18 protein-coding genes are annotated in these 22288 nt (G+C 60.4%); 6 read left to right on the top strand and 12 right to left on the bottom strand.

The features are described 5' to 3' along the window. The 6 genes from ACJ8IP_RS22645 to ulaA are packed head-to-tail and all read right to left on the bottom strand — an operon-like array spanning position 1 to position 4426. Positions 1 to 687 carry an L-ribulose-5-phosphate 4-epimerase gene (locus ACJ8IP_RS22645; RefSeq protein ID WP_198793398.1) on the bottom strand — a complete coding sequence of 229 codons (687 nt, stop codon included), beginning with the start codon at positions 685 to 687 and terminating at the stop codon, positions 1 to 3. Between the two features lie 4 nt (positions 688 to 691). After that, on the bottom strand, positions 692 to 1546 hold the full coding sequence (locus tag ACJ8IP_RS22640) for an L-ribulose-5-phosphate 3-epimerase (RefSeq protein WP_198793388.1): 855 nt from the start codon (positions 1544 to 1546) through the stop codon (positions 692 to 694). 9 nt (positions 1547 to 1555) lie between these two features. Further along, positions 1556 to 2212 (bottom strand): 3-keto-L-gulonate-6-phosphate decarboxylase UlaD, encoded by a 657-nt coding sequence (locus tag ACJ8IP_RS22635; protein WP_033645299.1) that lies wholly within the window; start codon positions 2210 to 2212, stop codon positions 1556 to 1558. Positions 2213 to 2224: 12 nt separating this feature from the next. Further along, on the bottom strand, positions 2225 to 2695 hold the full coding sequence (gene ulaC / locus ACJ8IP_RS22630) for a PTS ascorbate transporter subunit IIA (protein WP_033645300.1): 471 nt from the start codon (positions 2693 to 2695) through the stop codon (positions 2225 to 2227). A gap of 10 nt (positions 2696 to 2705) precedes the next feature. Beyond that, on the bottom strand, positions 2706 to 3014 hold the full coding sequence (gene ulaB / locus ACJ8IP_RS22625; RefSeq protein ID WP_033645301.1) for a PTS ascorbate transporter subunit IIB: 309 nt from the start codon (positions 3012 to 3014) through the stop codon (positions 2706 to 2708). A 14-nt stretch (positions 3015 to 3028) separates the two neighbouring features. Continuing rightward, complete coding sequence (gene ulaA, locus ACJ8IP_RS22620; RefSeq protein WP_033645302.1) at positions 3029 to 4426, bottom strand: PTS ascorbate transporter subunit IIC; 1398 nt, start codon at positions 4424 to 4426, stop codon at positions 3029 to 3031. Between the two features lie 354 nt (positions 4427 to 4780). On the opposite strand from ulaA, the gene ulaG reads away from it, so the two are divergent. The 6 genes from ulaG (at position 4781) to glpD (ending at position 10695) form a co-directional block, all read left to right on the top strand. Then, positions 4781 to 5845: an L-ascorbate 6-phosphate lactonase gene (gene ulaG / locus ACJ8IP_RS22615; protein WP_033645303.1), complete on the top strand. Its 1065-nt coding sequence runs from the start codon at positions 4781 to 4783 to the stop codon at positions 5843 to 5845. Between the two features lie 111 nt (positions 5846 to 5956). Beyond that, positions 5957 to 6712 carry an HTH-type transcriptional regulator UlaR gene (gene ulaR / locus ACJ8IP_RS22610; RefSeq protein WP_033651753.1) on the top strand — a complete coding sequence of 252 codons (756 nt, stop codon included), beginning with the start codon at positions 5957 to 5959 and terminating at the stop codon, positions 6710 to 6712. 84 nt (positions 6713 to 6796) lie between these two features. Continuing rightward, positions 6797 to 7123: a thiosulfate sulfurtransferase GlpE gene (gene glpE, locus ACJ8IP_RS22605; RefSeq protein ID WP_004930790.1), complete on the top strand. Its 327-nt coding sequence runs from the start codon at positions 6797 to 6799 to the stop codon at positions 7121 to 7123. A 171-nt stretch (positions 7124 to 7294) separates the two neighbouring features. After that, positions 7295 to 8131: a rhomboid family intramembrane serine protease GlpG gene (glpG, locus tag ACJ8IP_RS22600; RefSeq protein WP_198793389.1), complete on the top strand. Its 837-nt coding sequence runs from the start codon at positions 7295 to 7297 to the stop codon at positions 8129 to 8131. A gap of 50 nt (positions 8132 to 8181) precedes the next feature. Beyond that, positions 8182 to 8940, top strand: a complete 759-nt coding sequence (locus ACJ8IP_RS22595) for a DeoR/GlpR family transcriptional regulator (RefSeq protein WP_004930797.1) — start codon at positions 8182 to 8184, stop codon at positions 8938 to 8940. 246 nt (positions 8941 to 9186) lie between these two features. Next, positions 9187 to 10695, top strand: coding sequence for a glycerol-3-phosphate dehydrogenase (gene glpD, locus ACJ8IP_RS22590; protein ID WP_004930801.1), 1509 nt, complete (start codon positions 9187 to 9189; stop codon positions 10693 to 10695). 59 nt (positions 10696 to 10754) lie between these two features. Here the strand turns inward: glpD and glgP are convergent, their stop codons facing one another. The 6 genes from glgP to asd form a co-directional block, all read right to left on the bottom strand. After that, entirely contained in the window at positions 10755 to 13202 is a 2448-nt protein-coding gene (gene glgP / locus ACJ8IP_RS22585; RefSeq protein WP_033645307.1) for a glycogen phosphorylase, read from the bottom strand. 140 nt (positions 13203 to 13342) lie between these two features. Further along, positions 13343 to 14773 carry a glycogen synthase GlgA gene (gene glgA / locus ACJ8IP_RS22580; RefSeq protein WP_033645308.1) on the bottom strand — a complete coding sequence of 477 codons (1431 nt, stop codon included), beginning with the start codon at positions 14771 to 14773 and terminating at the stop codon, positions 13343 to 13345. A 135-nt stretch (positions 14774 to 14908) separates the two neighbouring features. Further along, complete coding sequence (glgC, locus tag ACJ8IP_RS22575; RefSeq protein ID WP_004930810.1) at positions 14909 to 16186, bottom strand: glucose-1-phosphate adenylyltransferase; 1278 nt, start codon at positions 16184 to 16186, stop codon at positions 14909 to 14911. Positions 16187 to 16201: 15 nt separating this feature from the next. After that, on the bottom strand, positions 16202 to 18184 hold the full coding sequence (glgX, locus tag ACJ8IP_RS22570) for a glycogen debranching protein GlgX (RefSeq protein WP_033645309.1): 1983 nt from the start codon (positions 18182 to 18184) through the stop codon (positions 16202 to 16204). Continuing rightward, positions 18181 to 20367 carry a 1,4-alpha-glucan branching enzyme gene (gene glgB, locus ACJ8IP_RS22565; protein ID WP_033645310.1) on the bottom strand — a complete coding sequence of 729 codons (2187 nt, stop codon included), beginning with the start codon at positions 20365 to 20367 and terminating at the stop codon, positions 18181 to 18183. Before glgB ends, glgX begins: the two co-directional genes overlap by 4 nt. A gap of 443 nt (positions 20368 to 20810) precedes the next feature. Beyond that, positions 20811 to 21914: an aspartate-semialdehyde dehydrogenase gene (gene asd / locus ACJ8IP_RS22560; RefSeq protein WP_016930397.1), complete on the bottom strand. Its 1104-nt coding sequence runs from the start codon at positions 21912 to 21914 to the stop codon at positions 20811 to 20813. Positions 21915 to 22288 lie beyond the last annotated feature (374 nt).

Below are 22288 nucleotides of genomic sequence, written 5' to 3'. Positions count from 1 at the left end.
TCAGCGCTGGCCGTAATAAGCGCCGGCGCCATGTTTGCGGCTGAAATGTTTCGCCGACAGGTGTTCATCGATCCGGCGCAGGCCGGGGTTAATGCCCAGGCTGATCCACGCCATCTTAGCCACCTCCTCGAGCACCACCGCGTTATGCACCGCCTCATCCGGCGAGCAGCCCCAACTAAACGGGCCATGCTGATACGCCAGAATGCCGGGAATGTGCAACGGCTCGCGCCCGCACAGGGTTTCGATAATCACCTGCCCGGTGTTCAATTCATATTCCCCCGCCACCTCTTCCGCCGTCAGCGCGCGGGTGCAAGGAATGTCGCCGGAAAAATAGTCGGCATGGGTGGTGCCAAACGCCGGTATCGCCTCACCCGCCTGGGCCCAGGCGGTGGCGTGAGTGGAGTGCGTATGCACGACGCCGCCGAGTTGTGGGAATGCCCGGTACAGCGCCAGATGCGTCGGCGTATCGGATGAAGGCCGCAGTTGCCCCTCAACAACCTCCCCTCGCGCATTCACCACCACCATATCTTCCGCCCGCATCGTTTCATAAGGCACGCCGCTGGGTTTTATCACCATCAGATCGCTGGCCCGATCGATGCCGCTGACATTGCCCCAGGTATAGGTCACCAGCCCGTGCTCAGGCAGCGCCATATTGGCTTTGTAGACCTGCCATTTCAGTTGTTCCAGCATGTTAGCTCCCTATTTCCAACCCGGCCTCTGCCATGCGTTCAACCACCCAGGCACGCGCCTCCCGCACCGCCTGCAGCGGGTCGGGCGCCTTCTCGCTCCACATTTCGAGCAGATAGGGGCCGCGATAGCCGCTCGCAAGCAGCGTTTCGAAGCAGCGGGTGAAATCGACCACGCCCTCGCCGAACGGCACGTTCTTAAACTCTCCCGGCCGCGTATCCTTAACGTGCACCGCTACGATATGCCCGCGTCCGGCTACGAGCTCCATCTGCACATCGTTGTCCCAGGCAGACAAATTGCCGATGTCCGGGTACAGCTGAAACCATGGGTTATTCAGGTAGTGGACATAACCCAGCGCCTTGCTGATCGAATTCATCAGCGCATAATCCATGATTTCCATCGCCAGCATGACCTGCGCGCGGCTGGCCATCTCCACCGCCTGCGCCAAGCCGGCGCGGAACCGGGCGCGGGTCTGCGCAGTAGCCTGTTGGTAATAAACGTCATATCCGGCCAGTTGGATCACCCGTATGCCGGTATCCTGCGCCAGCCGGATGGCCTTGCGCATGATCTCCAGCCCCCGCTCGCGCGTCCTGTCGTCTTCACTGCCCAACGGAAAACGCCGATGGGCGCTAAGGCACAAAGAAGGGACGCGCACACCGCTGGCCGCAACGGCGCCGATCAGCGCCAGTCGCTGCTCGCTGTTCCAATCCAGCCGCGCCAGACGGTCGTCGCTTTCATCGATCGACATTTCAACGAAATCGAATCCCAACTCCCCCGCCAGTTGCAAGCGCGCCAGCCAGTCCTCGCCCGGCGGCAACGCCTTCTCGTAGATGCCCAACGGTACGGATTTTTGCAACATAACCGCTCCTCAGCCCCACAGTTGGGCGATGACGCGTTTAAATTCCCGCGCCGCCGCGACCGGATCGGCGGCATCGCGAATGCTACGCCCGGCGATAAAAACATGGATGGGAATGCCCCGGAACAGAGGCAAATCCGCCAATGACAATCCGCCGGTAACCGTCACCTTGAAACCCATCTCGCTCAGGCGATGAACCGCGCGGATATCGTCATCGCTCCAGGCGACGCCCGCCGCCTGCGCGTCACGGCTGCGGTGATACACCACCTGACCAATACCCGCCTCACGCCACGCCTGCGCCTGTTCCCAGGTCCAAAACCCCGTCAGTTCGATCTGCACGTCGCCACCGAACTCATGCGCCACCTGCAGCGCGCCCTTGGCCGTATTGATGTCAGCGCAGCAGATCACCGTGATCCAGTCGGCGTGTGCCTCGAAGCACATCCGCGCCAAAATTTGCCCCGCATCGGCGATTTTCGCGTCCGCCAACACGATGCGATCCGGATACAGCGCTTTCAGATCGCGCACGGCCCGTACGCCTTCCGCCACGCACAAAATAGTGCCGACCTCAATGATGTCGACTTCGGCCGCGATCAGGCGCGTCGTATTGTAAGCCGCGGCCATGGACAGGTTATCCAGCGCCACTTGCAGCATCGGTAAATGCGTTTTCATTGCATGTCTCCTTCAATTCGCCGCCGCCGCGGACGTTTTGTCGATTAACGCCAGTACCTCGCTCGCCCGGCGACAGGCCCGCAAGCGATCGAAGTTCGCCTCATCTTCGAACAGGTTAACCACTTGCATGATGCCCACCTCCTGATGCGTTTTGGCGTCCACCGCCGCCATGGTGATCAAGATATCTATCGGATCGTTGTCCTCATCGCCGAAGCACACCGGCGTTTTCAAGGTGACCAAGGCGAAGCCGGTTTTCAGCACCCCTTCCTCCGGCCGACCATGCGGCATCGCCAGGCCGGGCGCCAACACGAAGTAAGGGCCGTGCCGTTCGACGCCGGCCAGAATGGCGTCGAAATAGCGAGGCTCCACCACGCCGGCGGCCACCAGCAGATCGACCCCCAGCCGCACCGCCTGACGCCAGTCGGCAGCCTCCGCCTGCAGGTGAATAGCGTTGTTCTGCGCCAACGAATCGCTCAGCTTCATGACTCGCTCCTCACTGCTTCAAATCTTGCGGAAAATGCGCGCCGATGACTTCCATCAGCTTCGGACCAAAGTCGGCCGCCGAGAGCATATTGCGCACCCCGACCACGTATTTGTTGCCGCTGACGACGATCTCATCCGCGACATGGGTGGAAGCGATGATGATGTCAGCCCCGCTCAACTCGGATTTGTATTCCCCCACCGCACAGCTGTTGACCGAATGATCCACGCCTTGCTGCGTTAAAAATTGGTCGACTTTCATTTTCATGATCATGGAACTGCCTTGTCCGCAACCGCACACCGCCAGGATTCGTACCGTCATAATCTGCACTCCTATTAACGTGACGCTGGTTCAACCGATTGTTTTTCAGCATCTTCCTCCGCGCGCAGGGTGCGCCCGGCGAAGAACATGTACAGCAGCGCGATGGCGATCACCACGCCCATAAACCACAGGCCGAAGCTCAGCCCTTGCATCAGCGGCGGCGCCAGAATCGACCAGTCCGCCATTCCCATCCAGGCGCTCAGCCCGGTCAGCTTGATGGCCCACACGCAGCCCAAGATCTCTATCATCCCCATCACCAGGCAGATCTTCATCGCCGCGCGCCAGCCGCCAAAGTGGTTAGCGAACACGCCGATGGTGGCGTTAGAGAAGAACATGGGAATGAAACCGGGGATGATCATGATGGAAGCGCCGCACGCCAGGAGGATGCCGACGGCGATCAATTGGCCGATGGTGCCCCACATAAAGCCCCACACCACGGCGTTGGGCGCGAAGCTATAGATGGCGGCGCAGTCGATGGCCAGTACCGCACCGGGGATCAGGCGTTGGGAAATCCCATTGAAGGCCTCGGTCAATTCGGCGACGAACATGCGCACGCCCTGCACGATGATGAAAATCGCCACCGCGAACATCAGCCCGGTTTGCAGGATATAGATGCTCCAGTGGGTTTTACCGGCCATCGCCTGCAGGGTATCCAAGCCGAACGAGCAAAGAATGATGCCGAAGAACAGCGTCATCACGATGGCGGTGGAAACGATGTTGTCATGGAAAATGTTCAGCCACCCAGGCAGCTTCAGATCTTCCACGCTGTCCTCTTTTTTACCGAGATACGGCGCTGCCTTATACGCCAGCCACGAAGCGAACTGCTGTTGGTGCCCAATGGAGAAACCGCTGTTTTCCGTCACCGCCTGCGTCGGTTTGAACATCATGTTGGACGTGATGCCCCAATACAGTGAAGCCAACAGCGCGCTGCACAATACCGTTGTCCACATGCCGTAGCCCAGAATGTAGAAAAATACCGCGATCAACCCCACCTGCTGAAACATGATATGGCCGGTAAGCATGATGGTGCGGATGCCGGTAATGCGCCTCAACAACACGTAGAGTATGTTCAGCGCCAGCGCCAGCAAGACCGCGTAGCCGACCCAGCTATAGGCCTCCCCCATCCGATCGATGGTGGCCATCATCGAGGCATAGGTATCTGAAATCGCCCCGTTGATGCCGTACACCTCGGACAGCTTCGCCACCACCGGTTTGAACGTGCCGGTCAGGATGCCGGAACCGGCTTGCAGCAACATGAAACCGATAATGGTTTTGATCGTGCCTTTGATAATGACCGCCGCGCTTTTGCGCAGCAACGTGTAACCCAGCAGCGTAACCAGCCCCAACAGCAGCGGCGCATTGGTCATCACCTGGTTAAAAAAGACGGTGAAGATGGTGTAAAGAGTTTCCATACGGCTCTCCCGAAAAGGTTGGCATGCAGGTAACGCCTTCACCATACCAATCACAAGAAATCACAAAAAGATCATAAATGATTATTTGTGAACAACCTCGCAAGTTAAAAATCAATTCCACTAACATTCAATGAATTAGACCGCTTACATTTTATTACTCATTGAATTTAATAGCAGTTAATCAAACAAAAAGGAGATGAAAGGACGGCGCAGCACGTAAATCCGGCGGTGTTAACGTGTATTTCGATCGTTGTCAGTTGAAAAAAACGGTGCTAGATTCGATCAAAACAAATCACATAAAATCTTAAAATGATTATTTGTGATTGCATTATCACAGCCAACGAGGAACGACCCATGAGTAAAGTCAACGACATCACCCGCGAATCCTGGATATTGAACACCTTTCCCGAATGGGGCACCTGGCTGAACGAAGAGATAGAGCAGGAGAAAGTTGCGCCCGGCACCTTCGCCATGTGGTGGCTGGGCTGTACCGGTATCTGGCTCAAATCCGAAGAAAGCGCCAATCTGTGCGTCGACTTTTGGTGCGGTACCGGCAAGCAAAGCCACGGCAACCCACTGATGAAAACCGGCCACCAAATGCAGCGAATGGCGGGGGTGCGCAAGCTGCAGCCTAACCTGCGCACGACCCCATTCGTACTGGATCCCTTCGCGATTACCCAGCTCGACGCCGTCTTGGCCACGCACGACCACAACGATCACATCGATGTGAACGTCGCCGCGGCGGTGTTGCAAAATTGCGCCGCCACCGTTCCGTTTATCGGGCCGCAAAGCTGCGTGGATATCTGGATTGGCTGGGGTGTGCCGCCTGAGCGTTGCATCACCGTCAAACCTGGCGACGTGATAAAAATCAAAGACATTGAAATTCATGCGCTGGACGCCTTCGATCGCACGGCGCTCATCACACTGCCGGTGGAACAAAAAGCGGCGGGCGTTCTGCCGGACGGCATGGACCTGCGGGCGGTCAACTACCTGTTCAAAACGCCGGGCGGCAACCTTTATCACAGCGGCGATTCCCACTACTCCAACTATTACGCCAAGCACGGCAACGATCATCAGATCGATGTCGCCCTCGGTTCCTACGGCGAGAACCCGCGCGGCATTACCGACAAGATGACCAGCGCCGATATCTTGCGCATGGCGGAATCGCTGAACGCCAAGGTCGTGATCCCCTTCCACCATGACATATGGTCGAATTTCCAGGCGGATCCGCAGGAAATTCGCGTGCTGTGGGAAATGAAGAAAGACCGGCTCAAATACGGTTTTAAACCGTTTATCTGGCAGGTTGGCGGCAAGTTCATCTGGCCGCAGGATAAAGACAATCTGGAGTACCACTACCCGCGCGGTTTCGATGATTGCTTCACCCTCGAACCCGATCTGCCCTTCAAGTCTTTCTTGTAATCAACCGGTGTTGCATACGGATGCGCGCTTTTGAACGGGAATGATTCAAATCGTCAAACGGCGCGCATATAATCATAGGCAACGACGTTTTCTCTCTCCGACGGAGCCCGCATGACAGAGTCCCAACGCCACAACGCCATTCTCGATCTCTTGCAGCGCAAGGGGCAAATCTCCGTGGCGGACGTCATCGCGGCGTTTGACATCTCTCCAGCCACCGCGCGCCGGGACATCAACAAACTGAATGAAATCGGCAAATTGCGCAAAGTGCGCAACGGCGCCGAAGCCACACAAACTCCGCGCCCGGCCTGGACGCCGCTCAATATCCACCAAACTCAGCACCTGGACGAAAAAATGCGTATTGCGGCGGCCGCGGCACAGCTCTGTCAGCCGGGTGAAAGCGTGGTGATCAATTGCGGCTCCACCGCATTTCTGTTGGGCCGTGAAATTTGCGGCAAGCCGGTTCAGGTGATCACCAATTATCTGCCGCTGGCCAATTACCTGATCGAGCAGGAACATGACAGCGTGGTGATCATGGGAGGCCAGTACAACAAAACCCAGTCGATTACTCTGGCGCCCCAGGACGGCGACGCCACCCTGTACGCCGGGCACTGGATGTTCACCAGCGGTATCGGCCTCACCGCTGACGGCCTGTATAAAACCGATATGCTGACCGCGATGGCGGAACAGAAGATGCTCAACTACGTCGGTAAACTGGTAGTGCTGGTTGACAGCAGCAAAGTCGGCCAACGCGCCGGCATGCTGTTCAGCCGTACCGAGCAAATCGCCATGGTGATCACCGGCCGCGCCGCCGATTCGGCGATCGTTGAGCAACTGCGTCAACAAGGGGTAGAAGTGCTGCTGGTGTGAGAAAACCACAAGCTTGCTCTGGTCTTAAACGCCGCAGAGTTGGTTACAATAGCGGCGTCCCCCAATAATGAGGCAGTCAGCAGTATGGAACAGTTCGAAGCGATCAACGTTGAACAGGCTTACACCCGCTGGAAAGAGGGCAGCGCCGCCCTGGTCGACATCCGCGATCCGCAAAGTTTTGAAGCCGGGCATACGCCGGGCGCCTTTCACCTCACCAACGCCACCCTGTCGGCCTTTATGCAACAAAACGACTTCGAGCGGCCGGTGATGGTGATGTGCTACCACGGCAACAGCAGCCGCAGCGCGGCGCAATACCTGCTGCACCAGGGGTTCGACGCGGTCTACAGCATCGACGGCGGCTTCGAGGCCTGGGCCCGTCAGTATCCGCAAGACGTGGAAACCTCAGCCTGATCCCCGCCGCCCGCCGTGCGTCGGCGGGCTTCCCCTTCGTTTTTATGCGCGTTTTCGCGGGTTTTTCGCAGATCCGTTTGCCAGCGCTCAGGATTTCGACGTTATAATCGGCCGTCAGGGTCGCCGGCGCGCAAGCGGCGGCCAAAATCATTCACTTACGACGGAAGAGCAATGGTTAGAGTAATCGCCGTATCCAACCCGCGCCTGGCGCTGGCCTTTGTCGACTATATGGCGACCCAGGGCATCCGGCTTGAGCTGCGCAACAGCGGCGAGGTGGCGGAAATCTGGCTGGCCGACGAAGGCCATCTCGAGCAGGTGCAACGCGAGCTGCAGCAGTTTCTGGTCGATCCGCTCAACCGCCGTTATCAGGCCGCCAGCTGGCAGACCGGCCATACCGACGCCGGCCTGCACTATCAGAGCGAGTCCTACCTGCACACCCTGCGCAGCAAGGCCGGGCCGCTGACGCTCGGCGTGATGGTGCTGTGCATCGCGGTCTATATTCTGATGCAGGCGCTCGGCGACGATACCGTGATGTACTGGCTCTCCTGGCCGCAGGACAGCAGCCAATACACCCAGCTGTGGCGCTGGATCAGCCATGCGTTCCTGCATTTCTCTCTGCTGCATATCCTGTTTAACCTGATGTGGTGGTGGTATCTCGGCGGCCAGATGGAAAAACGCCTCGGCGCCGGCAAGCTGTTCGTGCTGGCGGTGGTGTCGGCGTTCTTCAGCGGCTGGGCACAATCGCTGTTCAGCGGCGCGCTATTCGGCGGGCTGTCCGGCGTGGTCTATGCGCTGATGGGCTATGTCTGGCTGTCGGGCGAACGGGCGCCGGAGCGCGGCCTGATGCTGCCGCGCGGCCTGATGGTGTTCTCGGTGCTGTGGCTGGTGGCCGGATATTTCGATATTTTAGGAATGTCGATCGCCAACGCGGCACACGTAGCCGGTTTAGTGTTAGGGTTATTGATGGCATTTTGGGATACGCGTCATCGCGCACACAACGAACAATAACAGCCGGGAGCTATGCCCAGCGGGCATAGCGGGCGTTTTAGGGGATTATCGTGAAGCAAACACAGCGTCATGACGCAATTATCGAGCTGGTGCGCCTGCAGGGTTACGTCAGCACGGAAGAGCTGGTCGAGCATTTTGACGTCAGCCCGCAAACGATTCGCCGCGATTTGAATGACCTGGCCGACCAGAACAAGATCCAGCGTCACCACGGCGGCGCGGCGCTGCCTTCCAGCTCGGTCAACGCTGCCTATAACGATCGCAAGGTGATGTGGTCGGAAGAGAAAGCCCGCATCGCGCAGCGCGTCGCCAGCCAGATCCCGGACGGTGCCACGCTGTTCATCGATATCGGCACCACGCCGGAGGCGGTGGCCCATGCGCTGATGAACCACAAGAACCTGCGCGTGGTCACCAACAACCTTAACGTCGCCACCCTGCTGACCGCCAAGGAAGACTTCCGCCTGATCCTGGCCGGCGGCGAAGTGCGCACCCGCGACGGCGGCATCATGGGCGAAGCCACCCTGGACTTCATCTCCCAATTCCGTCTCGATTACGGCATTCTCGGCATCAGCGGCATCGATATGGACGGCTCGCTGCTCGAATTCGACTATCACGAAGTGCGCACCAAACGCGCGATTATCGAAAATTCCCGCTGCGTGATGCTGGTGACCGACCACTCCAAATTCGGCCGCAACGCCATGGTCAACCTGGGCAACATGAACCTGATCGACTACCTGTTTACCGACCAGCTGCCGCCGCCGAGCGTGATGAAAATCATCGAACAGTACGACGTGCAGCTGGAGCTGTGCTGATTCGGCCTTAACCTTCGGGGCGCGCCGCCGCCCCGTTTCATCCCTTTAACCCCCCTCACCGACAGCCGTTTGCGCGCCCGCGCCATATCCATGCTACTTGTGTGACTATCATCACCAAACTGTTACCTCTATCACGCCTAAATGTTTTTGTTTGGTTAAGTCTTGGCTTGCTTGTTGGTTTTTGATTACAATCATGAGCGAAAACGAACATGAAAGAGCTATTTCGAACATCTGGAGGAAGATGACGTGGAAACCAAAGACTTGATCGTTATCGGTGGCGGCATCAACGGTGCCGGCATCGCGGCGGATGCTGCCGGGCGCGGGCTGTCGGTACTGCTACTGGAAGCGCAAGACTTGGCCTGTGCTACGTCTTCCGCCAGTTCCAAACTGATCCACGGTGGCCTGCGCTACCTGGAACACTACGAATTCCGGCTGGTGAGCGAAGCGCTGGCCGAACGTGAAGTGCTGCTGAAACTGGCGCCGCACATCGCGTTCCCGATGCGTTTCCGCCTGCCGCACCAGCCGCATCTGCGTCCGGCCTGGATGATCCGTATCGGCCTGTTCCTGTACGATCACCTGGGCAAACGCACCAGCCTGCCGGGCAGCAAGGGGTTGCGCTTTGGACCAGAATCGGTGCTGAAGCCTGAGCTGAAGCGCGGTTTCGAATATTCCGACTGCTGGGTCGACGATGCTCGCCTGGTAGTGCTGAACGCGCAGGAAGTGGAAAAACGCGGCGGCGAAGTGCGCACCCGCACCAAAGTGACCCGCGCATGGCGCGAAAACGGCCTGTGGATGGTGGAAGCGGTCGATATCGACAGCGGCAAAACCTTCACCTGGCGCGCCAAAGGCCTGGTGAACGCCACCGGCCCATGGGTGAAAAACTTCTTCGACGACGGCCTGAAGCTGAAATCGCCTTACGGCATCCGTCTGATCAAAGGCAGCCACATCGTGGTGCCGCGCGTGCACGATCAGCCGCAGTCTTACATTCTGCAGAACGAAGACCACCGCATCGTGTTCGTGATCCCGTGGAATGACGAGTTCTCCATCATCGGCACCACCGACGTGGAGTACAAAGGCGATCCGAAAGACGTGAAGATCGACGAGAACGAAATCGCTTATCTGCTGAAAGTGTACAACGATCACTTCAAGAAGCAGCTGGGCCGCGACGACATCGTCTGGACTTACTCCGGCGTGCGTCCGCTGTGCGACGACGAGTCCGATTCACCGCAGGCGATCACCCGCGATTACACGCTGGACGTGCACGACGAGCAAGGCAAGGCGCCGCTGCTGTCGGTCTTCGGCGGCAAGCTGACCACCTACCGCAAGCTGGCCGAACATGCGATGGAAAAACTGGCCCACTACTACCCAGGCTGCGGCCCGGCGTGGACCAAAAACGCCACGCTGCCGGGCGGTGACATCGACGGCGACCGCGACGGTTACGCGGCCAAACTGCGCCGTGCGCACGGCTGGTTGCCGGAAGCCCTGGCGCGCCGCTATGCCCGCACCTACGGTAGCCAGAGCGAGCTGATCCTGGCCGGCGCCAACGGCCTCGCCGATCTGGGCGAAGATTTCGGCCACGGTCTGTATGAAGCCGAACTGCGCTACCTGACCGAGAAAGAGTGGGTCGTGGAGCTGGACGACGCTATCTGGCGCCGCACCAAGCTGGGCATGTGGCTGGACGAAGCGCAGCAGGCGCGCGTGAAAGCCTGGCTGGCGGAACACGCGAAAACGAAAGCGCTGTCGCTGGCTTCCTGAGCCGCAGCGTAACGAAAAAGGGCCGGTTATCCGGCCCTTTGCTTTTTTCCTGTCCCGCTTTACAGCTTCACCGGCTTAATGTGCCAAATTTCATCCGCATATTCCTGAATAGTGCGATCGGATGAGAAGTAACCCATATTGGCGATATTCAGCACCGCGCGCCGCGTCCACTCGTCCTGATTGAGATACACCTCGTCCACCTTGTCCTGCGTGTCCACATAGCTGCGGTAATCCGCCAACAGCTGATAGTGGTCGCCGAGGTTCACCAGCGAGTCGAACAAATTGCCATAGCGCTTCGGCTCCTCAGGGCTGAACATGCCGGTGGCGATCTGCGTCAGCGCCTGATGCAGTTCTGGGTCTTGCTCGTAGTACTGGCGCGGGTTGTAACCGTTGCGGCGCAGTTCCTCGACCTGCTCGGCGGTATTGCCGAAAATAAAGATGTTCTCCTCCCCCACGTGCTCGCGCATCTCGACGTTGGCGCCGTCCAGCGTGCCGATGGTCAGCGCGCCGTTCAGCGCGAACTTCATATTACTGGTGCCCGAGGCTTCGGTGCCCGCCAGCGAGATCTGTTCCGACAGATCCGCAGCCGGGATGATGATCTGCGCCAGGCTGACGCCGTAGTTCGGAATGAACACCACCTTCAACTGGGTATGCACGCGCGGATCGTTGTTGATCACTTTGGCCACGTCGTTGATCAGGCGGATGATCTGCTTGGCAGCATAGTAGGCCGAGGCCGCCTTGCCGGCGAAGATCACCACTCGCGGCACGCGCTCGATATCAGGGTCGGCCAGTAAACGGTTATACAGCGTGATGACGTGCAACACGTTGAGCAACTGCCGTTTGTACTCGTGGATGCGTTTGATCTGCACGTCGAACAGCGCATCCGGGTTAACCACCACGTTGAGCGTTTTGGCGATGTACAGCGCCAGCCGCTCCTTGTTCTGCCGCTTGGCGCGCTGCACCGCCTGCAGGAAGCTCGGGTAATCGATGTTGGCCTTGATCTCGCTCAGCTGGCTGAGATCGGTGCGCCAGGTTTGGCCGATGCAGTCGTCCAGCACCGCCGCCAACGGCGGGTTGGCCAGCGCCAGCCAACGACGCGGCGTCACCCCGTTGGTTTTGTTGCAGAAACGAGTCGGGAACAGCCGGGCGAAGTCGGCGAACAGCGACTGCACCATCAGTTCGGAATGCAGGGCGGAAACGCCGTTGACCTTGTGGCTGGCCACCACCGCCAGCCACGCCATGCGCACCCGACGGCCGTTGGTTTCGTCGATGATCGAGACCCGCGCCAGCAGATCGTTGTCGCCCGGCGCCACCTCCTGCACCATTTTGAGGAAGTGATCGTTGATCTCGAAAATCAGCTGCAGATGGCGCGGCAGGATGCGGCCGAGCATGTCCACCGGCCAGGTCTCCAGCGCCTCACTCATCAGCGTGTGGTTAGTGTAGGAGAATACCTGCTCCACCACTTCCCAGGCGTCGAGCCACTTGAACTTGTGCTCGTCGATCAGCCGGTGCATCAGCTCCGGAATCGACAACACCGGGTGAGTGTCGTTGAGGTGAATGGCGATCTTGTCCGCCAGGTTGTCGAAGGTTTTGTGCATCAGCCAATGGCGATTGAGAATATCCTGCACCGTGGCCGACACCAGGAAATACTCTTGTCGCAAGCGCAATTCACGCCCGGAGGAGGTCGAATCGTCCGGATAGAGCACGCGCGACACGTTCTCCGAATGGTTTTTATCTTCCACCGCCGCGAAGTAATCGCCCTGATTGAACTTGCCGAGGTTGATCTCGTTACTGGCCTGCGCGCCCCACAACCGCAGCGTGTTGGTGGCGTCGGTGTCGAAACCGGGGATCACCTGATCGTAGGCGATGGCCACGATCTCTTCGGTCTCCAGCCAGCGGGCCTTGGCCCCCTCCTGCTGCACGCGGCCACCGAAGCGCACCTTGTAGCGGGTGTTATGGCGCGGAAACTCCCACGGATTGCCGTACTCCAGCCAGTAATCCGGCGATTCCATCTGTTGGCCGTTGACGATGTTCTGCTTGAACATGCCGTACTCATAGCGAATGCCGTAGCCGCGCCCCGGCAGCGCCAGCGTCGCCAGCGAGTCGAGGAAGCAGGCCGCCAGCCGGCCCAGACCGCCGTTGCCGAGCCCGGGGTCGTTCTCTTCCTCCAGCAACTCCGCCAGGTTCAGCCCCATCTCGTTCAACGCGTTGTCGATGTCCTGATAAATGCCCATCGACAGCAGCGCGTTCGACAACGTGCGGCCGATCAGAAACTCCATCGACAGGTAATACACCTGCCGCACGTCTTGAGACAGCTGGGCGCGGTTGGAGCGCAGCCAGCGCTCCACCATGCGATCGCGCACCGCGAACAGGACGGCGTTGAGCCAGTCGTGGCGGTTGGCGATCGCCGGATCCTTGCCGACGATAAACATCAGCTTATAGGCAATGGAATGTTTCAGCGCTTCCACACTGACCGTAGGTGAGGTGTAACTAAACGGTGAAGTCATGGCTTTTAATCCCTAATGGGGAGCCCAGCCATCCGCCGCGGAATAGCTGGCCCCGCTGAACATGGGCGCGGTACGCTGCGCCCCGACAATCTACCCTTACGGTTGCCCGCCGCGCGTCAACCCGCGACGCGAATCGCGGGCTACAAGCGTTGATAAAGCGATAAATACTCTTTCGCCGCCACCGGCCAGCCGAAGTCCACGCTCATGGCGTGGCGCTGAACGTGGCGCCAGTGTTTCGGCCGGCTCCACAGCACCATGGCGCGGCGGATGGCGTTGCCCAGCGCGACAGCGTCGCAATCGTCGAACACGAATCCGCTGGCGGTGCCGTCGGCCAGGTTCTCCAGCGCGCAGTCCACGACCGTGTCCGCCAGTCCGCCGGTGCGGCGCACCAGCGGCAGCGTGCCGTATTTCAGGCCGTAGAGCTGCGTCAGGCCGCAGGGCTCGAAGCGGCTCGGCACCAGAATGACGTCGGCGCCGCCGATGATGCGGTGGGAGAAGGATTCGTGATAACCGATCTGCACGCCGACCTGCTCAGGGTAGTCGGCGGCGGCGGCCAGAAACGCCTGCTGCAGCACCGCGTCGCCGGCGCCCAGCAGCGCCAACTGCCCGCCCTGCGCCAGCAATTCGGGCAGCGCCTGCAGCACCAGATCGAGGCCTTTCTGGCTGGTCAATCGGCTCACCACCGCGAACACCGGCAGCGATTCGTCCACCTTCAGCCCCATGGCCTTTTGCAGATGCAGCTTGTTTTTGACCTTGCTTTTCAGATCGTCGGCGTCGTAGCGGGCGCTCAGCCGCGGGTCGTGGGCCGGATCCCAAATCTTGTCGTCCACGCCGTTGAGGATGCCGCTCAACCTGCCTTGCCGCTGCCGCTCCTGCAGCAGCCCCTCCATGCCGTAGCCAAACTCCGGCCGGGTGATCTCGCGCGCATAGGTCGGGCTGACGGCGGTCACGTGGTCGGCATAAAACAGCCCGGCCTTGAGGAACGACATCTGGCCGTAGAACTCCAGGCCATAGACATCGTAAAACGACGCCGGCAGCCACAGCTCGGTCACATGATGGGCGGAGAACAGGCCCTGATAGGCCAGGTTGTGCACGGTGAACACCGAACGCGCCGGGTGGCCGTTGGCGGCCAGATAGGCGCAGCTCAGGCCGGCATGCCAGTCGTGGGCGTGCACCAGCTGCGGACGCCAGTAGCGATCCAGCCCCTTGGCCAGCTCGCAGGCCATCCAGCCCAGCAGCGCAAAGCGCCGGTGGTTGTCGGGGTAGGCGTACATGGACTGATCGTGGTATGGGCTGCCCGGCCGGTCATACAGCCAGGGCGCATCGATCAGGTAAATGCCCACGCCATGGTAGGTGCCGTAACGCAGGCCGACACGGCCGGCGAACGAGTCTATCTCCGCCACCAGCACGGTGTCGGGTATGCCGTTGCGTACGTCAGGGAAAGCGGGCAATAGCACCCGAACATCGGCGCCTTCGGCGATTTGCGCCGCCGGCAGCGCGCCAACCACGTCTGCGAGTCCGCCCGTTTTCAGCAGGGGGAACATTTCAGAACATACGTGTAAGACCTGCATTATCACTCCTGAAAGTCGGCCGAAGGCCTCTGGATAAGAAATAAAGCAGGCTTGCCGCTGTTATGTGTGCCGCGTTGCGCAAGCCATCGAACCGTTCATCGGGCGGCAGGCTATCGTTCTGCCCCCCACGTTAACTCACAATTTTGACAACATTTCGCGCGTCACCAGCACGATGCCGCCTTCCGAGCGATAGAAACGCTTGCTGTCCTCATCGGCGTTTTCCCCGATCACCATGCCCTCCGGAATATGGCAGGCGCGGTCGATGATGCAGCGCCGCAGGCGGCAGGAACGGCCGACGTTCACGTCCGGCAACAATACGGTAGAGTCGATGGTGCAAAACGAGTTCACTCGCACGCGCGGGAACAGCACCGAATGCACCACCACCGAGCCCGAGACGATGCAACCGCCGGACACCAGCGAATTCATGGTCATGCCATGGCTACCGGAGCGATCCTGCACGAACTTGGCCGGCGGCAGCGGTTCCATGTGGGTGCGGATCGGCCAGGCGCGGTCGTACATGTCCAGCTCCGGCGTCACCGACGCCAGATCGAGATTGGCGCGCCAGTAAGCGTCCAGCGTGCCCACGTCGCGCCAGTAAGGCGGCAAGTCGGGGTTGGACGTCACGCAGGACAAGGTAAACGGATGCGCCCACGCCGCCTGCTGTGCGGTGATTTTCGGGATCAGATCCTTGCCGAAATCGTGGCTGGAGCCGGGGGTCGACATATCCTCTTCCAGCAGTTGGAACAGGTAGGCGGCATTAAAAATATAGATGCCCATGCTGGCCAGCGACATATCCGGGTTGCCCGGCATCGCCGGCGGATCGGCGGGCTTTTCCAGAAACTCGATGATGCGGTCGCTTTCATCCACCTTCATCACGCCGAATTCGCCGGCTTCGCTGCGCGGCACCGGCAGGCAAGCCACGGTGCACTGAGCGCCCTTCTCGACGTGGTCGATCAGCATGCGCGAATAATCCATCTTGTAGATGTGATCGCCCGCCAGGATCACCACGTATTCGGCCTCGTAGCGGCGGATGATATCCAGGTTCTGGTACACCGCGTCGGCGGTGCCCTTGTACCAATGCTCGGTGCTGAGGCGCTGCTGGGCCGGCAGCAGATCGACGAACTCATTCATCTCCTCGTTGAGGAACGACCAGCCGCGCTGAATGTGCTGCACCAGCGTGTGCGACTGGTATTGGGTGATCACGCCGATGCGGCGGATGCCGGAGTTCAGGCAGTTCGACAAGGCGAAGTCGATGATGCGGAATTTGCCGCCAAAGTGGACGGCGGGCTTGGCGCGGGTGGAGGTCAAATCTTTCAGACGTGAACCGCGGCCACCGGCCAGGATCAGCGCTACGGATTTAATCGGCAGCTGGCGCGCCAACATCAGGGGGTCTTTATTTTCAAACCTAACCATAGCGGACTCCTTTTATTATTTCCGTACCAGTACGCAAAGCGAGCGCGCGGCCTGGTGCCAGGCGGGCAATACCGCCCGTGAGTCTTCCTGAGTGAACGGGGCGACAACCTGCCAATCGCCTTCCGGCAACCTCATCTCCGTCGTTTGCGGCGTGGCGTTGATCAGCAGCAGCCAGCGCTGCGACAGCAGGATCTGCATGAGCGGCTCGCCCTGCTCCCACTGCTGCGCGTCGAGCGCCTGCCCTTGCGCGTTCAGCCACTGCACGCTGCCGTCGTCCTGCTGCCACCAGCGGTCCTGCTGCAGCGCGGGGATCTGGCGGCGCAGCGCGATCAGCGCCGCGACGTAATCGGTCAGCGCGTCGTCCGCCGTGGCCCAATCGAGCCAGGTGGTGGCGTTGTCCTGACAATAGGCATTGTTGTTCCCCTGCTGGCTGTGTCCCTGTTCATCGCCGGCCAGCAGCATCGGCGTTCCCTGGGACAGCAACAGCGTGGCGAGCATCGCCCGCTGGCTGGCCCTGCGGCGTTGCACAATGGCGTCGTCGGCGACCAGGCCTTCGACGCCGTGGTTGTTGCTGAAATTGCGATCGCTGCCGTCGCGGTTGCCCTCGCCGTTGGGCTGATTGTGTTTCTCATTGAAGCTGACCACGTCCTGCAGGGTAAAACCGTCATGGGCGGTCAGCATGTTGACGGTGGCGTAAGGCGCTCGCCCGCGCTGGTTATACAGATCGCTGGAAGCGGCAAAACGCCGGGCGAACTGGCCGAGCGACACGCCGCTCTGCAGCCAGAAACGACGCATGTCATCGCGGTAATGATCGTTCCATTCGGCGAAGCGGCCGGGAAACGCCCCCACCTGATAGCCGCCGGGGCCAATGTCCCAGGGTTCGGCGATCAGCTTGCAGCGCGACAGCACATCGTCCGCCAGCATCGCCTGGAACAGCGGCGCATCGCGATCGAACCCCGGCGTGCGGCCGAGCACGCTGCCCAGATCGAAACGGAAGCCGTCGACGTGGCACTCCCGCACCCAAAAACGCAGGCAATCCATCACCCAGGCCACGCCCTGCGGCTGATCCAACCGCAGCGTGTTGCCGCAACCGGTGTCGTTGACATAGTCCCCTTCGGGCGTCAGCCAGTAGTAGCTCAGGTTATCGATGCCGCTCAGCGACAGCATCGGCCCGTCCATATCCAGCTCGGCGCTGTGGTTGAACACCACGTCGAGGATCACCTCGATGCCGGCTTTGTGCAGCGCCTTGACCGCATCGCGGAATTCGTTCAGCGGCGTGGCATCGGTGCTCAGGCTGGCGTAGCGGTTGTCCGGCGCATAGGGCGCCAGCACGTTATAGCCCCAATAGTTGATCAGCCCCAACCGCTGCAGGCGCGGTTCGGAGGTATGTTGCTGCACCGGCAGCAGTTCCAGCGCGGTGATGCCGAGGCGTTTGAAGTGGGCGATCATCGCCGGGTGCCCCAATGCGGCGAAGCTGCCGCGCAGCGCCGGCGGGATCTGCGGGTGCAGCAGCGTCAGGCCGCGCACGTGCGCTTCGTAAATCACCGTCTGTCCCCAGGGCGTGGCAGGCGGGCGATCGTCCTGCCAGTCATACTGTTCGTCCACCACCACGCACTTCGGCATCAGCTCCGCGCTGTCGTGCGGGTCCGGCTGCTCGTAACCGCCGTGCAGGTGCGGGTGATCCGCCACCGGCCCTTCCACCGCGCGCGCGGCCGGATCGAGCGCCAGTTTGTTGGGGTTAAAACGCTGTCCGTTCGCCGGGTCAAACGGGCCGTAGACCCGGTAACCGTAACGTTGCCCCGGCCTGCCGCCCGGTAAGTAGCCATGCCAGATATCGCCGCTGCGCGCCGGCAGCGGCAGGCGCACTTCGCGCTGCTGGCCGTCGAACAGGCACAGCTCCACCCGCTCCGCGTGCGCCGAGTACAGGGTAAAGTTGATGCCTTCGCCGTCGTAATGCGCGCCCAGCGGCGCGGCGAGGCCGGCCGTCAGCTCCGTCATGGCGCCTCCCGCAGCAGATAAATGGTCGCCAGCGGCGGCAGCGTTACGCAGATGGAGAAGTCGCGGCCGTGGCTGCCGACCGCTTCGGAAGAGACCCGCCCCTGATTGCCGGCGTTGCTGCCGTGATAGTGGTGCGAATCGGTATTGAGGATCTCGCGGTAGTCACCGGCGCGCGAGAGGCCGATGCGGTAGCGGTAGCGCGGCACCGGGGTAAAGTTGCTGATGGCGATCAGCTCATTGCCCTGCGAATCGTAGCGCGCGAACGCGAACACCGAGTTGTCGTGATCATCGACCACCAGCCACTCGAAGCCGTCCGGCCGGTAGTCGCGCTCGTACAGCGGCGCCTGCTGCCGGTAGCAGTGGTTCAGATCGCGCACCAGCCGCTGCACGCCGTTATGCCAGTTATCCAACCCTTCCAATAAATGCCAGTCGAGGCTGGTATCGAAATTCCACTCGCGCCCCTGTGCGAATTCGCAGCCCATAAACAGCAGCTTCTTGCCCGGATGCGCCCACATAAAGCCGTAATAGGCGCGCAGGTTGGCGAATTTCTGCCAGGCGTCGCCCGGCATACGGTCGAGGACCGATTTTTTGCCGTGCACCACTTCATCGTGCGAGATAGGCAGCACGAAGTTCTCGGTATAGGCGTACAGCATGCCGAAGGTCATCTGGTTGTGGTGATACTTGCGGTGCACCGGATCGCACTTCATGTAATTGAGCGTGTCGTGCATCCAGCCGAGGTTCCATTTGTAGTGGAACCCAAGGCCGTTGGCGTCCGGCGGCAGGGTGACGCCGGGATAGTCGGTAGATTCCTCCGCCAGCGTCACCGCGCCCGGCTGCGCCTGGCCGATAGTCTGGTTGGTATAACGCAGGAAGGCGATGGCCTCCAGATTCTCGTTGCCGCCGTAGTAATTCGGCACCCACTCGCCGTCGGCGCGGCTGTAGTCGCGATAGATCATCGACGCCACCGCATCCACCCGCAGCGCGTCGATGCCGAAGCGCTCCAGCCAATACAGCGCGTTGCCCGCCAGGTAGTTGCGCACCTCGTGGCGACCGTAGTTGTAAATCAGCGTATTCCAGTCCTGATGGTAGCCCTCGCGCGGATCGGCGTATTCGTACAGCGCAGTGCCATCGAAATTCGCCAGGCCGTAGGCGTCGCTGGGGAAGTGCCCCGGCACCCAGTCGAGGATCACGTTGATGCCCGCCTCATGCGCCGCCGCCACAAACGCCCTGAAGTCGGCCGGCGTGCCGAAGCGCCGGGTCGGCGCATACAGCCCCAGCGGCTGGTAGCCCCAGCTGCCGTCGAACGGGTGCTCGTTGACCGGCAGCAGCTCGATATGGGTGAATCCCATGTCCTTCACATAGTCGATCAGCTGCACCGCCAGTTCACCGTAGCTGAGCCAAAAGTGGTTATCGGTGTGGCGGCGCCATGAGCCGAGATGCACCTCGTAAATGGCGATCGGCTGGTCAAAATCGTTGGCGCGGCGGCGCGCCGGCGTCGACGGCACCACCTCCGGCAGCGGCGCCACCAGCGAGGCGGTATCCGGGCGCATCTGCGCCTCAAAGGCGTAAGGATCGGCTTTCAGTTGGGTATTGCCATAGCAATCGACGATTTCATATTTGTACAGCTGCCCGGCCCGCACGCCGGGCAAGAACAACTCCCAGATGCCGTTCTCACGCCGCAGACGCATCGGGTGGCGGCGGCCGTCCCAGAAGTTGAATTCCCCCACCACCGAGACGCGCTGCGCGTTGGGCGCCCAGACCGCAAAGCTGACGCCGTCGACGCCATCCAGCGTGACGAGGTGAGCGCCCAGCCGTTCATAGGGGCGCAGGTGCGTGCCTTCGGCCAATAACCAGCTGTCGATGTCCTGCAGCAGCGGGCCGAACCGGTAGGGATCGTCGACGATCTGTTGATGATCGCGCCAGCTGACCTGCAGCTGATAGCGGAAAGGATTTTTTCGCCGCGGCACCACGGCGCTGAAGAAACCGCGCGGATCGTCGCAGTTCAGCTGCACCAGTCGCCGGCCGGTTTGCTGTTCCACCAGCCAGACTGCGCCGGCGTCCGGCAGCAGCGCGCGCACTTGCAGACCGTTATCGGTCGCATGCATGCCAAGCAGAGCAAAGGGATCGGCGTAATGGCCGGAGATGATCTGATCAATCACGTCACGATCGGGAAGTACAGGCATAGTCTTCTTCCTTAGATTAACAGCATGATCTAAGCACGGCTTGTTGGTTATTCCTTGGCCGTTTTGGTCATCATGCAATGCATTCGGACTCTAAAGCGTGATTGCGGTCGGTTATTGACCAATCTTTACTCTGCCGACCTGAATTTCGCTCTTTATGCTTATTTTTTGAAATATTTCAGTCATGGTGAAAAAGTGTTCACCCCTGCGTTAAGCATAGCCAATGTCTGTTAAAAACTGCTCGGCATTGGTGAGGAAAATTCTTCATTAAGAAAACTGCCAGCCTGACGGCATCTGCATGCGGCGGCCGACGAGAAGAGATGCGGGGTACAGCCCAATGAAACGAGACTTGCGATAACGCTGTCCGACGCGGCGCGCAGCGAACAAAAAAGCGGAAAATAAGGCGTTAGGGGGCTGAAAGCGCTCAGCCCCCAGGAAGTGCGGGTTTACAGCAGGATGCGCAGCATGCGGCGCAGCGGCTCGGCCGCGCCCCACAGCAGTTGGTCGCCAACGGTGAACGCCGACAGGTACTCCGGCCCCATATTCAGCTTGCGCAGACGGCCGACCGGCGTATTCAGCGTGCCGGTCACCGCCGCAGGCGTCAGTTCGCGCATGGTCAGCTCGCGGTCGTTCGGGATCACGCGCACCCAGTCGTTGTGCGTCGCCAGCATCTGCTCGATTTCCGGCAGCGACACGTCTTTTTTCAGCTTCAGGGTGAACGCCTGGCTGTGGCAGCGCAGCGCGCCCACGCGCACGCACAGGCCATCGACCGGGATCACGCTGCCGGTGTTGAGGATCTTGTTGGTCTCCGCCTGGCCTTTCCACTCTTCGCGGCTCTGGCCGTTGTCGAGCTGCTTGTCGATCCACGGGATCAGGCTGCCGGCCAGCGGCACGCCGAAGTTGTCGGTCGGCAGTTTGCCGCTGCGGGTGGCCTCGGTCACCTTGCGTTCGATATCCAGAATGGCGGAGGCCGGATCCTGCAGCTCTTTCGCCACATCGGCGTGCAGCATGCCCATTTGGGTCAGCAGTTCGCGCATGTGGCGCGCGCCGCCGCCGGAGGCCGCCTGGTAGGTGGCAACCGACGCCCACTCAACCAGATCGTTGGCGAACAGGCCGCCGAGGGACATCAGCATCAGGCTGACGGTGCAGTTGCCGCCGACGAAGGTTTTGATGCCTTTGTCCAGGCCCTGCTGAATCACCGCGTGGTTGACCGGATCCAGAATGATGATGGCGTCATCCTGCATGCGCAGCGACGAGGCTGCGTCGATCCAGTAACCCTGCCAACCGCTGGCGCGCAGCTTAGGATAAACTTCGTTGGTATAATCGCCGCCCTGACAGGTAATAATGATATCGAGCGCGCTCAGGGCGTCGATGTCATAGGCATCCTGCAGCGTGCCCTGCTGGCCACCGAAGGCCGGCGCGGCAGAACCGTGCTGCGAGGTGGAGAAAAAGACCGGGCGAATGGCGTCGAAATCGCGCTCTTCCGTCATGCGTTGCATGAGAACCGAGCCGACCATTCCGCGCCAACCGATGAAACCAACGTTTTTCATAATATCTGTGTCCCGCCCGGATAAGGGCTTATTAGGTGATAACGAGTTGTGTGCAATATCTCCTCACCTTACAAAATGTCGGCGCGGGCGCAAAGTGAATTTATTCGATGGCTGGGGATTTCTCAGCAATCCTTCTTATATAGCCGTCGTCTTTCAAACTGCAGCGTTGTTGCCTGCACGTAGTTACGTGGCCCATCCGTGGGCCACGCCCCAAGGGGCCGCTGCGAGCAGCGTTCAAATCTGCTCCCGGCAGATTTGTCATACCCCAGTCACTTACTTGAGTAAGCTCCTGGGGATGCGATCGCTGGGCGCCTAGCTGCAATTTGAAATCCATAGGGTATAGGCAAGGACGCGGCCGAAAAGGCCGAGGCGTT

The sequence above is a fragment of the Serratia sp. CY52157 genome, from assembly GCF_052168495.1.
GTDB classification, from domain to species: domain Bacteria; phylum Pseudomonadota; class Gammaproteobacteria; order Enterobacterales; family Enterobacteriaceae; genus Serratia; species Serratia ureilytica.
Note: the sequence above shows the minus strand (reverse complement) of the source record. Positions and strands in the feature narration are given on the sequence as shown.